The 12,827-nt window shown below is 51.8% G+C and carries 12 protein-coding genes; 7 read left to right on the top strand and 5 right to left on the bottom strand.

What is annotated here, in order from left to right; genetic code table 11:
• Positions 1-205 precede the first annotated feature (205 nt).
• Positions 206-466 carry a hypothetical protein gene (locus tag HV107_RS02935; RefSeq protein WP_182062016.1) on the bottom strand — a complete coding sequence of 87 codons (261 nt, stop codon included), beginning with the start codon at positions 464-466 and terminating at the stop codon, positions 206-208.
• Positions 467-661: 195 nt separating this feature from the next.
• Here HV107_RS02935 and HV107_RS27195 point away from each other — a divergent pair, with 195 nt between their 5' ends.
• Positions 662-3,094 carry a hypothetical protein gene (locus tag HV107_RS27195; protein WP_259349678.1) on the top strand — a complete coding sequence of 811 codons (2,433 nt, stop codon included), beginning with the start codon at positions 662-664 and terminating at the stop codon, positions 3,092-3,094.
• Between the two features lie 30 nt (positions 3,095-3,124).
• Here HV107_RS27195 and HV107_RS02925 read toward each other — a convergent pair whose 3' ends face one another.
• Genes HV107_RS02925 through HV107_RS02915 form a run of 3 tightly spaced genes read right to left on the bottom strand, consistent with a single transcriptional unit; the run spans position 3,125 to position 5,858 of the window.
• The gene (locus HV107_RS02925; protein ID WP_182062015.1) at positions 3,125-4,585 is read right to left on the bottom strand and encodes a glucosyltransferase domain-containing protein; all 1,461 of its coding nucleotides are present in this window, start codon (positions 4,583-4,585) and stop codon (positions 3,125-3,127) included.
• Entirely contained in the window at positions 4,582-5,499 is a 918-nt protein-coding gene (locus HV107_RS02920) for a glycosyltransferase family 2 protein (RefSeq protein ID WP_182062014.1), read from the bottom strand. Before HV107_RS02920 ends, HV107_RS02925 begins: the two co-directional genes overlap by 4 nt.
• Positions 5,496-5,858, bottom strand: coding sequence for a GtrA family protein (locus HV107_RS02915; protein ID WP_182062013.1), 363 nt, complete (start codon positions 5,856-5,858; stop codon positions 5,496-5,498). The genes HV107_RS02920 and HV107_RS02915 overlap by 4 nt, the downstream gene beginning before the upstream one ends.
• 153 nt (positions 5,859-6,011) lie before the next feature.
• On the opposite strand from HV107_RS02915, the gene HV107_RS02910 reads away from it, so the two are divergent.
• The 4 genes from HV107_RS02910 to HV107_RS02895 all read left to right on the top strand — a co-directional run bounded on the left by HV107_RS02910 (position 6,012) and on the right by HV107_RS02895 (position 8,012).
• On the top strand, positions 6,012-6,416 hold the full coding sequence (locus HV107_RS02910) for a putative holin (RefSeq protein WP_182062012.1): 405 nt from the start codon (positions 6,012-6,014) through the stop codon (positions 6,414-6,416).
• The gene (locus HV107_RS02905) at positions 6,403-6,696 is read left to right on the top strand and encodes a phage holin family protein (RefSeq protein ID WP_182062011.1); all 294 of its coding nucleotides are present in this window, start codon (positions 6,403-6,405) and stop codon (positions 6,694-6,696) included. Before HV107_RS02910 ends, HV107_RS02905 begins: the two co-directional genes overlap by 14 nt.
• Positions 6,686-7,312: a glycoside hydrolase family 19 protein gene (locus tag HV107_RS02900; protein ID WP_182062010.1), complete on the top strand. Its 627-nt coding sequence runs from the start codon at positions 6,686-6,688 to the stop codon at positions 7,310-7,312. The genes HV107_RS02905 and HV107_RS02900 overlap by 11 nt, the downstream gene beginning before the upstream one ends.
• A 217-nt stretch (positions 7,313-7,529) precedes the next feature.
• Entirely contained in the window at positions 7,530-8,012 is a 483-nt protein-coding gene (locus HV107_RS02895; protein WP_182062009.1) for a DUF2514 domain-containing protein, read from the top strand.
• Between the two features lie 181 nt (positions 8,013-8,193).
• Here HV107_RS02895 and HV107_RS02890 read toward each other — a convergent pair whose 3' ends face one another.
• Positions 8,194-9,024, bottom strand: a complete 831-nt coding sequence (locus tag HV107_RS02890) for a MurR/RpiR family transcriptional regulator (protein ID WP_014071319.1) — start codon at positions 9,022-9,024, stop codon at positions 8,194-8,196.
• 292 nt (positions 9,025-9,316) lie between these two features.
• On the opposite strand from HV107_RS02890, the gene HV107_RS02885 reads away from it, so the two are divergent.
• Positions 9,317-10,822: a CoA-acylating methylmalonate-semialdehyde dehydrogenase gene (locus HV107_RS02885; protein WP_182062008.1), complete on the top strand. Its 1,506-nt coding sequence runs from the start codon at positions 9,317-9,319 to the stop codon at positions 10,820-10,822.
• A gap of 11 nt (positions 10,823-10,833) precedes the next feature.
• On the top strand, positions 10,834-12,759 hold the full coding sequence (gene iolD, locus HV107_RS02880; protein WP_182062007.1) for a 3D-(3,5/4)-trihydroxycyclohexane-1,2-dione acylhydrolase (decyclizing): 1,926 nt from the start codon (positions 10,834-10,836) through the stop codon (positions 12,757-12,759).
• Positions 12,760-12,827 lie beyond the last annotated feature (68 nt).

Raw genomic sequence — 12,827 nt, 5'->3', positions numbered from 1 at the left:
TCGGATTAATAGTTTTCTGGTTTTTGGTAGTGGTTGTGACCGGTACTTTTTATTTATGGGCGGTTATATTCGCGATAAAAAAAGGCTGGCTTGGCGAGACATCTTCGAAGGTCGTTTATTTCGCGACCTTCGTTATTCTTGCTGCAATAGTGTTTAAGCTTCCATTGCTGTGACATGTCACGAGGCCGCCATGCGGCCTTTTCTTTTATGTCGTTTCCTGCTTCAGTTTTTCCACGCAGTAATCGAGATGCATTTGCAGATCCTTCATGGACATCTGGGAGCTGGTTACGTAGTTCACCAGCGCTGCCAGTTCTGCCATCGGGCCATCAACGTTAAAGCCATCCTCGTTGAGTTGTCTCAGCAACGTCATCAGGTGTGACTCTTCAACCAGGGATCGGACGCCTCCCGGCGTGTGTATTCGTTCAGCAAATCCTTTTTCCAGCGGGTGATAATACTGACGTTGCATCTCATGTTCTCCATGCAATTACTGTATATATAAACAGTATCAGATGATGCCCTCCTTATCCAGCACGATATGTGAATTACCTGTAAGGTAATAAGTACTGTGTTTGTTATTCATTCAATTCATATAAGGCTTGTCAGGTAATAAACTGTCCTGATGATGCACGCGCGCCGGGCGCTGCTTTTCAGGAGACAGGCCATGACGGTATCAACCGTAGTTGACCATAACGATTACACGGGGAACGGCGTTACGACATCTTTCCCGTATACCTTCCGCATATTCAATAAGACAGATCTTGCCGTATCGGTTGTCGACCTTGACGAAAACATTACGGTTATGGTGCTTGATACGGACTATACGGTGACGAATGCCGGTGGTTATAACGGCGGTAATGTAGTCCTAACAGCGCCGCTGGCGACAGGATGGCAGATCTCTGTTGCGCGAGAGCTTGAACCAACGCAGGAAACCGACCTGCGTAACCAGGGGAAGTTTTTTGCGGAGGTGCATGAGGATGCATTTGACAAGCTGACCATGCTGATCCAGCAGGGCATCAGTATGTTTCGCCTGGCGCTGCGTAAGCCTACCAGTATTGCTAACTGGTACGATGCACTGAATAACTACATTCGCAACGTGAAAGACCCGCGTGACCCGCAGGATGCAGCCACAAAGAACTATGTCGATATCCTGGCGAGTTCAAACCTGAACAGAACACTTCGCACCCCTGAAAATATTCCTTCATTGCCTGGCGCGTCAGTCAGGGCAAATAAGATTGTGGCCTTCGACAACTCAGGTAATCCGATGGTGACATTGCCACCTTCAGGATCTGCAAGTGACGTGCTTATCGAACTCGCCAAGCCAACCGGTGCTGATCATAGTGGTATAGCTCAAGGTGGGACAGTCCAGAACGCTCTTACGTCAATTTATCTTGATGGGTTCCCCGGTGTTGATAATACAGGTAAGACTGATTCTACAGCGGGAATTATTGCCGCAATTGAGTCAATTGTGGGTGCCGGGTATAACAGCTGCTATATCATCGGAACCCAAAAATTCGCTAAATTTAAGTTTGGCCGCGGCATCTATATGTTTGGTGATATCGTTCTGCCTTCAGGCTGTGTCTTTGAAGGTGAGAGCGAGTGGGTTACTCGATACAAACAAAAGCCAGGAAGCTCTTTCCTCTTCAAAACACAGGGAACACAAGACTATGCGACAGGCGGGATCACGAAGCGCTATGTTGGAGGTGGGATCCGAAATGCATCAATTGGTGCTGGATATGTTGAAGGGTTAGAGCCTATACCGGCAGGTGTTGGCGGTATTCTGATTCAGTATGCGTCCTGGTTCCAGATGGAGCATGTGACACTCAAGCATATTAATGGAACAGGTCTGCATTTAGATGAGGTTTGGGATGTAGACATAATGACTACCCAGATTCAGGCCTGTGGTCTTGGGTATACATCGAGCAATAACGTTGTTGGGTTGCACATGGGACCTGGAACAAGCGCCAATGATGGATGTAATGCCATTAGATTTACCGGATTCCACATTGAGGGATGTCCTAAATTATTTGAAATACTGGAACGCACTCGCCACGTATCCTTTGCTGAGGCAAAGCTTGAAGCTTCACCTACTAGCGTATCGAGCATAATTCAGGGAGTTAACGAGGTATCATTTCCTAACGCAGAATTATCATGGCAACGCTCTGACTTTCCGATGATTTATGCTGCCAATGGTAATAACGATGGAGTTAGTTTTAACGGCGCTCGATTGATATCAAACGCTTCGACGCCTGGCTGGTACTTCCAGTACAACTCTGCAAACGGTCCATTAAAACTGAATAACATTCACGCCAGGGCGGTTAAGAAAATTGTTGAGGGCAGTAATATCCAGATGGTTGGTGCCTCGAGCTGGTTCTCTGGACCGTGCCTTGTTAATGCCTTCCAGAAGGCCCTGATTCACAATTGCGACTTTAGAGCAAACAGACCGTCCACTGCTACTGACGGAACTGAAGATGCTATTGTGTTTACCGGAACTGACTGTGAGGCAGTAAATAATACGATCGAATGTGGAGGTTCTAACTCTGATGGGGCAGCTGCAATTAACGTTACCTCAGGTGCCACTAATGCGAAGGTAAGCGATAATACATTTGCGGGAGCCAAGCAGTACGGGATAAGGCAAAACGCAGCAGTTACGAGCAAGTGGATTAGGGATAACAGACTTTCAGCCACAGCAAACTATGGCAGCCTTATTCTAGGCCCAGTTCCTCTTTATACCATTGTGTCACCTAATTCAGCAGGTATTGGTTTAGGTGGTGTCAATGGCACTCCAGCTCCAATTGCAATTGCAGTTAACGCTTCTGTTGCAGGATTACCTGCCGCCGGTTGCACCCTGTTATTACTTCGCTTCTCATATGGGGGTAGTACGGCATCAGCACTTATTCTCGTTGATGCGTCAACTAACGGTATTGTCATCCTTGGACAGACATCAACTTCTGGTGGCAACGTTCTGCAAACAGGAACAGGTGCGGCTGGTGATGGCTCGATCAGGATCTCCAAATCAGGAGCGGTCGTTACATTCACTAACTTTACGGTGGCGGCCGCAACGCTGACGGCAACATCACTAAGTGCAGTAGCATAAAAAAAGCCCCCGATATTCGGGGGAATAAAATTAATCACGACTTGGAGCATTTCCAAGTTTTATAATCAATGCCCCATCGCTCATCTCAATGCTGCCAGGGTTAGGCCACACCGGCATAGACCTGGCAGCATTATCAAGCCCACCAAGTTTTCCATTCTCGACTTTATGCATTTGAGCCACTCCGCTTTTAGCCATAAAGTTCATTATCCTTCTGTTCTTACCTCCATCCCATGAGAAGAAAGAGTTCCCAAATGAGTGCATTTTCTCAGGCCATACTCTGTCATTTTTCCAGGCCCCATGAAAATATACAGGAGTTCTAGCCTGGTCAAAGTCAGGATATTTTGCATAGACTGACATTAAAATCCTGTTAGCCATTTGGACATCAGCTTGGTAAGAGGCGTAATCTGCAAAAATCATTTTGTTTGAATAAACTGATCCGCTTAACATCAATATTATACATGAGATAATAGCTATTGATTTTTTACCAAGCAGGAAAAGAAGCATTCCAACTGAAGTTGAGAACCCAACGCTAAGAGCGGTCATTGTTCTTTCAGGCATTGTGCCACCGAAAGCAACGTTAATCAGGAATGGCGAAAATACAGATATAACCACTAGAGCATACAGGAATGGTGATTTAATTCCTTTTATAAGAAGCAATATTATAGATGCCAGTGCAGATATAAATGCGATAAAATAACATGATAGTCCGACTGGTGCTGTAGCCGTGATGTAGCTTTCTATATAATTTAAGATAGATGCAATTGAGTTAGTCATACCAGCAGTAGACCACGATATCTTGTCATCAAGATATCCCTCGTTCACGAAGCCTGTGTATGCCTGTGCAAATCGTGATGCAAGGCTGTAGATTATCACTGATACAGCAGCAAGCACGGCGAATTTCACCAGCACAAAGAGCGAATCTTTTTGTGTTATCCTTTCTCTTAGCAGATCAAATGTCACCACTGATATAATCATGCTAACAGGTAGGAATACCATTGACTGATAAATTGAAGATGACATTACATAACAGATAACCGATACCAGCGTTCCATAACTTAAAACCTTATACCCAGTCAGTTTAAATGCATAAACTGAAATAGATGCAAGTAAAAATGCAATTCCAACGGTATCGCTCTGGTTAGAAAATGCTATCTGATATGTAAACTGGGGAATGGAAACATAAAGCACAGCAATAACTGAGGCGTAAAATTTATCAAGGCCTGTAGATATCGCAAACACTGATGCTGAAAGTGAAAAAGCGACAACTGCCAACAATGGAGTAAAGAATGCTGCAAATGGTTCTTGGAGAATATACTCTCTAAGTAACGCATGACCCCACCTGCCAAGGCTTATAGTCTGAGCAAAGTTATTTGAAAACTCTTCATCTATTGATAGTGAGAAATTGGTTATCTCGAAACCGTAAAGAGCCAGTCCGCAAACCATAGACAATAAAAAGTAAAGCCTAAAATCTACAATATTATTGTTAGTCATTTCTTTGCCTTCAATATATAGCGAGGACGGTTCTTGACCTCAACATAAATCCTTCCAATGTACTCACCGAGAACGCCGATCCCGATTAGCTGAACCCCACCGAGGAACAGAATCGAAACCAGTAACGATGGGTAACCAGGAACATTGTTGCCAAACAACAATTTATCGACAATCATCCAAGCGCCATAAAGGAACGAAATACCGGCAACGAATAAGCCGATATATGTCCACATGCGCAGCGGGAAGGTCGAGAAACTAGTGATGCCTTCAAGAGCCAGGTTCCATAGCTTCCATCCATTGAACTTGGTACTTCCTGCAACGCGTTCTGCCCTGGCGTATTCCACTACGTCAGTGCGCCCACCGACCCAGCTAAGCACGCCTTTCATGAACAGGTTGCGCTCGGGCATCAGCTTAATATTCTCCACTACATCGCGGGACATCAAACGGAAGTCGCCCACGTTCTCTTCAATCTGCGGGTTGCTGATTTTGTTATGCAGCTTATAGAACCATTCGGCTGTTTTACGCTTAAGGTGACCGTCAGTAGAGCGATCTGAACGCTTGGCCAGAACCATGTCAGCTCCATCCTGCCATTTAGCTATCAGGTGCGGAATAACTTCAATCGGGTCCTGCAAGTCGACATCGATAGGGATTATTGCATCACCAGTGGCATTATCCAGCCCGGCGAAAAGTGCAGGTTCCTTACCAAAGTTGCGGGTAAATGAGAGCGGCACAACAAGCGGATCAGCGATAGCAAGCGCGTTTATGATAGATTCTGTCGCGTCTTTGCTACCGTCATTTATGAAGACTATCTCAACTTCATGCCACTTTAACTCTTCAAACTCCCGCACCGTTTTATAGAAGATCGGAATTGCTTCTTCTTCATTAAAGACCGGAACGACCAGAGAAATTTTCATTTCGCATCCCTAAACACAATGAATTTTGAGTAGACGAAGCCGCACACCAGACTGATGACGGAAAATATGATTAACGTGATAATTGGTGCCATTCCAGATTTGTCACCTGCTAGGCCAACAATGGCGCTAAGAGCCCCCATAAACCCAACATAAAGCATGTATCTCATGGTGGTTGTCGATGCTCTAAACGTGAATCTTGCATTTGCAAAGAAACTGAATGACACAGCGACTATGAACCCTGAAAAATTCCCTATCGCCTGGCTGGCGTGTAACCAATAAATGCAGATTGCAAACACAACCCAGTGAATGAGTGTGTTAATCACACCTATCGAAGTGTATCTGGCAAATAACTTAAGCACTGTTTCATCCGTAAAAAATAAAACATCACTTTATCACCTTTAGGGTAATTTCGTTAAGAGTTATCCGATGAAATTTAATCCACATATGGTTTATTGTGTATGATGAACTCACCAACCAAGGGGGTTCTTTATGCACATTAAACGGTGGTCACTATGTCTGCATCCATGACGGTGTCAGATGTCAATCAGGGGCTTAGCATTGGTGCGCTTGGCGCGTGGCTGGTGGGCGTCCCGTCAGAAGTGGTTATCGGTGGTCTGGCCGGGGCGGTAATTTTCGTTACCTTCGCGGCAGAATATCCGATAAAGCGCAGGTTACTTCTTTCTGTCATCAGCTTCTTCTGCGGGCTTCTCTTCTACAAACCAACGGCAACTATCCTCATCGGCCTTGCGGCAATGCTTCCCGGCGTGACTCCTGACATGTTCGAGAAAGGTGTCGTGTTCTCTGCCGGTTCTTTCGTCTCCTCAATCGTTGCTGTCCGCATCGGCTCATGGCTGTATCACCGTTCTGAAAATCCGCGCGACCTGATCCCGGGGAGAAAAGACGATGACCAGTCCTGAGATGCTTCTCATCCTTAACGCCGCTATCTGTGGTGGCATTGCAATCCGAGTTCTTCTGTTTCGTCGTGACGGGGCACGCCATCGCTGGTGGGGTGGATGGCTCGCCTACGTGCTGATCGTCGTGGCCGCCAGCGTTCCTATCCGGACGTTCTACGGGTACTACGTCAGCGCCGACTGGTCAGAAGTCATCATTAAAGCCGTGTTCCTGGCTGCGCTCATCAAGACAAAAGGGAACGTGGTGCAAATCTTCAAGATAACGAGGTCCCAGCATGGACATTAATCAGTTTCAGCGTGCAGCTGGTATCAGTGACGTGCTGGCCACACGCTGGTTTCCGCATATCACCGCTGCCATGAAAGAGTTTGGTATCGATATTCCTGAGCACCAGGCGATGTTTATCGCGCAGGTGGGGCATGAGTCTGGCGGCTTTACCAGGTTGCAGGAGAACTTCAATTACAGCGTGACCGGGCTGGCTGGATTCGTCCGAGCTGGCCGACTCACGCAGGGACAGGCCAACGCGCTGGGTCGCCGTGCTGGTGAGCCATCACTGCCACTGGAGCGCCAGCGTGCCATCGCCAACCTGGTGTACAGCAAACGCATGGGGAATAACGGGCCTACTGACGGTTGGTTTTATCGCGGTCGCGGGCTTATCCAGATCACAGGACTGAACAACTACCGCGACTGTGGCAACGGCCTGAAGGTGGATCTGGTTAAACAACCTGAACTGCTGGCGCAGGATGAGTACGCTGCCCGCAGCGCTGCGTGGTTCTTTGCCACTAAAGGCTGCATGAAGTACACCGGCGACCTGGTGCGCGTCACGCAGATCATCAATGGCGGCCAGAATGGCATCGATGACCGGCGCGCTCGTTACGGTGCTGCCCGTAAGGCTCTTTTATGAAAAGAATAATCTCTTCACTCATCCCAAGATGGGAGACGGATACTGTTGCTCTGCAAGAAACAGAGCGAGGCATGGAGATAGTTTGCAGTTATTCAGACATTGAACCTGGCGAGTGGTTTGATGGAATGTGTGAACTGAAAACTTTTACCTGGCTGAACTGGTCATGGCCTTATGGCGAGCCAATTAACGTTAGGCGCTTTCAGCCAAAGGCAATCCTATGATCTGGGCATTCGTCAAAGCGTACTGGAAACAGTTGCTTATCGTGGTGATGCTTGCTGCCTTGGTTATAGGCGGAGTGGTTGCCTGGAATGTCCACGGAGACCAGCAGTACGCCGCCGGTTATGCGAAGGCGCAGGCAGACCGCAAAGCCGAAGATGAGAAAGCTCGTCAGCAGGACGAAAAGGAGAAAGCGACCAATGAACGTGAAGCGCAGCAGAGGATCGACCAGGCGCGCAATGATGCTCTTGATGCTGCCGCTCGCGCTGGCCGGTTGCAGCAACAGCTCGTTGCCATCCGTGAGCAGCTCAGGCAGTATAACGCCACTGTCGGCTCTGGGGCGTCAGCCGCAGACACCGGAGTTTTGCTTGCCGACGTGCTCAGCAAATCTCTCGAGCGAAACCGACAACTGGCAGAGTACGCTGACAGGGCCGCCGAAGCCGGACGAGTCTGCGAAAAGCAGTACGATTCGTTGACCAGGTGACATGGTATTTTTCATGGTACTGATTTCCGGTGACGGTATATAAAACGGTACGATGAAAATTAGATTTAAGAAAGTTGTTACCAGTCAATCGGTTATGTTATCCGTAAATAATTGAGTGGGAATAATCCCCCTCTGATCTAACCCCAAAACCCTCTGCCTGCGCAGGGGGTTTTTTATTTCCTCACTTCCCCTCACCCAACCGATACGCCAGCGCCACCACCAGCGACTGCACCAGGCACAGCGTCGCTGACTGAGATCGAAACGCGTCCACCTGCGCCTCTTTCACCACAAAGCAGAGATCGCTGAACGTCGCCAGGGGGCTTATCTGGCTATCGGTAATCACAATCTGCCGCGCACCGACGCTGGCGGCAGTTTCGCTGACCATCACCGTCTCTTCCGCGTACGGCGAGAAGCTGATCGACACCACAATGTCGCGCGCCTTAATGCGGCTGATCTGTTCGCGCAGCATCCCGCCCATGCCGTCGAGCAGAATAGGGCGGCACTCCAGATGGCTCAGGGCGTAGGTCAGATAGGCGGCGACGCTAAAGGAGCGACGTAAACCGGCGATGTAGATGGTGTCGGCATCGGCCAACAGCTGAACGGCACGCTCCAGCATCTCCGGCTCGGCACGGGCGGCCAGCTGCTGTAGCGCCTGTGCATTTGAACGGGCGAACTCTTGCAGGATATCGAGCGGCGTTTCCGGTACGGTCTCGTTCTCCATTTCGCGGAACAGCCGGGCGCGATCGCTGTAGCTGGCGGTTTCTTCCACCAGGTTCATACGAAACAGCTGTTTCATTTCGTTGAACCCGGTGAAGTCAAAGGCGTTGGCAAAGCGGATCAGCGTCGACGGCGGCACATCGGCGCGCTCGGCAATAACGGCAACCGTATCAAAGGCCACGCTGTTGGTGTTATCCAGCACGTAGCGGGAAACCTGCTGCAGCCTCTTGCTCAGGCTATCGTAGCGATCGCGGATTTGCTGCTGCAGTTCGTTCAGGCTGGTTGCTGTCGTCATGTTATCCCCCAAATACAGTCATATGATTCTAAACGCAAAACCGCGTCTTTTAAATGTCGGCCATCCATCTGGCAGCAAAAATGAAACAGAAGCTTCAGTCATTTCCTCGCCCGAAATCCCTTAATAGCGCACGCTGCGTCAGTGTTGTTGGCTGTTAACATAAAAATCCATCCTTGATCACAATAATCATCATTTATTTTATTTCAACTTAAAATGGAATATTTGTTTCATATATAGTGTTCAGTACACAGTGTTCAGGTAACAATCACGTATCAACAGCGAGAGGTTAAGGATGGAGACGGTAGCGAATTTTATTCACGGCGAAAGTGTCACCGGTTCAGACCAGCGCGTTCAGGCGATCTTCAACCCGGCCACTGGCGAGCAGATCCGCCAGGTGGTGATGAGTACGGCACAGGAAACCGGGCAGGCCATTGCCGCCGCGCAGCAGGCGTTTCCGGCGTGGGCGCGTCAGGCTCCGCTTAAGCGCGCGCGTGTGATGTTCCGCTTCAAGGCGCTGCTGGAAGAGAACATGGCGCGCCTGGCCCGCATCATCAGCGAAGAGCACGGCAAGGTCTTCTCTGACGCGGTGGGCGAACTGACCCGTGGCCTGGAGGTGGTGGAATTTGCCTGCGGCATCCCGCATCTGCAAAAGGGTGAACACTCTGCGAACGTGGGCACCGGCGTCGACAGCCACTCGCTGATGCAACCGCTTGGGGTCTGCGTCGGGATCACGCCGTTTAACTTCCCGGCGATGGTACCGATGTGGATGTTCCCGATTGCGCTGGCGACCGGTAACACCTTCGTGCTGAAACCGTCGGAAAAAGATCCTTCTCTCGCGCTCGCACTGGCGCAATTGCTGAAAGAGGCCGGCCTGCCGGACGGCGTGTTCAACGTGGTGCAGGGCGATAAAGAGTCTGTTGATGTGCTCCTGACCGACCCGCGCGTGCAGGCGGTGAGCTTTGTCGGCTCCACGTCAATTGCGGAATACATATACCAGACCGCGTCCGCTCACGGTAAGCGCTGCCAGGCGCTGGGCGGTGCGAAAAACCACTGCATTTTAATGCCAGATGCGGACATGGAGATGGCGGCCAACGCCATTATGGGCGCAGGCTTCGGCGCAGCGGGGGAACGCTGCATGGCGCTCTCGGTGGTGCTGGCGGTGGGTGATAAAACGGCCGATGACCTCTGCGCCCGGCTGGAAAAACAGATTGCCGCGCTGCGCGTCGGGCCGGGTCTGGACCAGACGCCAGAAAACGAAATGGGTCCGCTTATCTCTTCCGCCCACCGCAGTAAAGTGCTGGGCTACATCGATAGCGGGGAAGCGCAGGGGGCGAAACTTCGCGTGGACGGTCGCGGCTTCAGCGTGAAAGGGCACGAACAAGGCTATTTCGTCGGGCCGACGCTGTTCGATAACGTCACTCCGGAGATGACCATCTATAAAGAAGAGATTTTCGGCCCGGTGCTTTCTGTGGTGCGCGTAGCAGATTACGCCAGTGCGGTGGATCTGATTAACCGCCATGAATATGGTAATGGCTCGGCGATCTTCACCCGTGACGGCGGCTGTGCGCGCCGCTTCTGCGAAGAAGTGCAGGCGGGCATGGTGGGGGTCAACGTGCCGATCCCGGTGCCGATGGCATTCCACAGTTTTGGTGGCTGGAAACGCTCTATCTTTGGTGCGCTCAACGTCCACGGCAACGACGGCGTGCGTTTCTACACCCGAATGAAAACCATCACCGCGCGCTGGCCGGAAATGCAGCAGGAGACAGGCGCTGCGTTCTCCATGCCAACGCTGGGCTGACAGGAGGTTTTATGCAAACCGAACGTATGACCATGGCTCAGGCGCTGGTCCGGTTCCTTAATCAACAGTACGTCAGCGTAGACGGCGACGAAACGCCCTTCGTGGAGGGTATCGCCACAATTTTCGGGCATGGCAACGTGCTCGGTATTGGCCAGGCGCTGGAGCAGGACCCCGGCCATTTGCAGGTGATGCAGGGCTGCAATGAGCAGGGGATCGCCCATATGGCGACGGGATTCGCCAAACAGCACCGCCGTCAGCGCATTTTTGCCGTCACCTCTTCCGTCGGGCCGGGCGCCGCCAATATGGTGACCGCCGCGGCAACCGCCACGGCGAACCGCATCCCGCTGTTGCTGTTGCCGGGAGATATCTACGCCAGTCGCCAGCCGGATCCGGTGTTACAGCAAATCGAGCAGTATCACGATCTCAGCATCAGCACCAACGACTGCTTCCGTCCGGTCTCCCGCTACTGGGACCGCATCAACCGGCCAGAGCAACTGATGAGCGCGATGCTAAGCGCGATGCGAACGCTTACTGACCCTGCAAATACCGGGGCGGTGACTATCTGCCTGCCCCAGGACGTGCAGGGCGAAGCCTGGGATTATCCCCTGAGCTTCTTCGCGCGTCGCGTGCATCACATCGAACGTCGCCCACCTGACCCGCTGCGTCTGGCGCAGGCGCAGGCGCTGATCGCCCGCAAGCGTCGTCCGCTGGTGGTGTGTGGCGGCGGCGTACGTTACTCCGGCGCGCATGAGGCGTTTCGTGAATTTGTCGAGACGTTACAACTGCCGTTTGCCGAAACCCAGGCCGGGAAAGGGGCGCTGGTAAGTGACCACCCACTTAATCTGGGCGGGGTGGGTGTGACGGGCGGAATGGCCGCCAACCAGCTTGCACCGAAGGCGGATTTAGTGATTGGCATCGGTACGCGCCTGACCGACTTTACCACCGGCTCCAAGGCGCTCTTTTCCCATCCTGACGTCGAATTTCTGCTGCTGAACGTGGCCGAGTTTGATGCCCTGAAGCTTGACGCCACCGCGCTGATTGCTGATGCCCGGACCGGGCTGCAGTCCTTAACCCACACGCTCAGGGATTACCGCAGCGGCTGGGGGGAGGAGATTGCCCAGGCGCAATCCGCCTGGCGCGACGAGTGTCGCCGTCTGTGGGCTCGCCAGTGGCATCCGGCAGATACACCCGAAGTGGCGGGGCACCTGGATGCGCAACTGACGGAATACGGTGAGACGCTTAACACCCGCCTGACCCAGACGCGGGTGCTGGGGCTTATCAACCAGCATATTGAAGATGACGCCATCGTGGTGGGGGCGGCTGGTTCGCTGCCAGGAGACTTACAGCGCCTCTGGCAGGTCAAAACGCCGGACAGCTATCACCTGGAGTACGGCTATTCCTGCATGGGCTACGAGATTGCGGCCGCCATTGGTGCGAAGCTCGCCAGACCCGAGCAACCGGTATACGCCATGGTGGGGGATGGCTCTTACATGATGTTGCACTCCGAGCTGCAAACCGCGGTGCAGGAGGGCCTTAAGGTCACCGTTCTGCTGTTTGATAACGCCAGCTTCGGCTGCATTAATAACCTGCAAATGGGGCACGGCATGGGCAGCTTTGGCACGGAAAACCGCCAGCGCAATCCTAAAACCGGGCGGCTTGACGGGCCGCTGGTGAAGGTCGATTTTGCGCAAAACGCACAAAGCTACGGCTGTCGCGCGTGGCGGGTAAACGATGAGCAAAGCCTGCTGGCGGCACTTGAGGCGTCACGCGCACATCCGGGCCCGACGCTGCTGGACATCAAAGTGCTACCGAAGACCATGACCCACGATTACGCCGCGTGGTGGCGAACTGGTGATGCGCAGGTGGCGGAGTCATCTGCGGTGTGCCAGGCCGCTCTGCAAACGCAGGCACAGGTGAAAAAAGCGCGTCAGTATTAATTTTTCCCTCCTTAACGAAATTTTCATTTCATTTCCCCTCACCCTAACCCTCTCCCCAAAGGGGAGAG

The sequence above is a fragment of the Enterobacter sp. RHBSTW-00175 genome, from assembly GCF_013927005.1.
Taxonomy (GTDB): domain Bacteria; phylum Pseudomonadota; class Gammaproteobacteria; order Enterobacterales; family Enterobacteriaceae; genus Enterobacter.
This window is presented reverse-complemented; position numbering and strand designations above follow the sequence as displayed.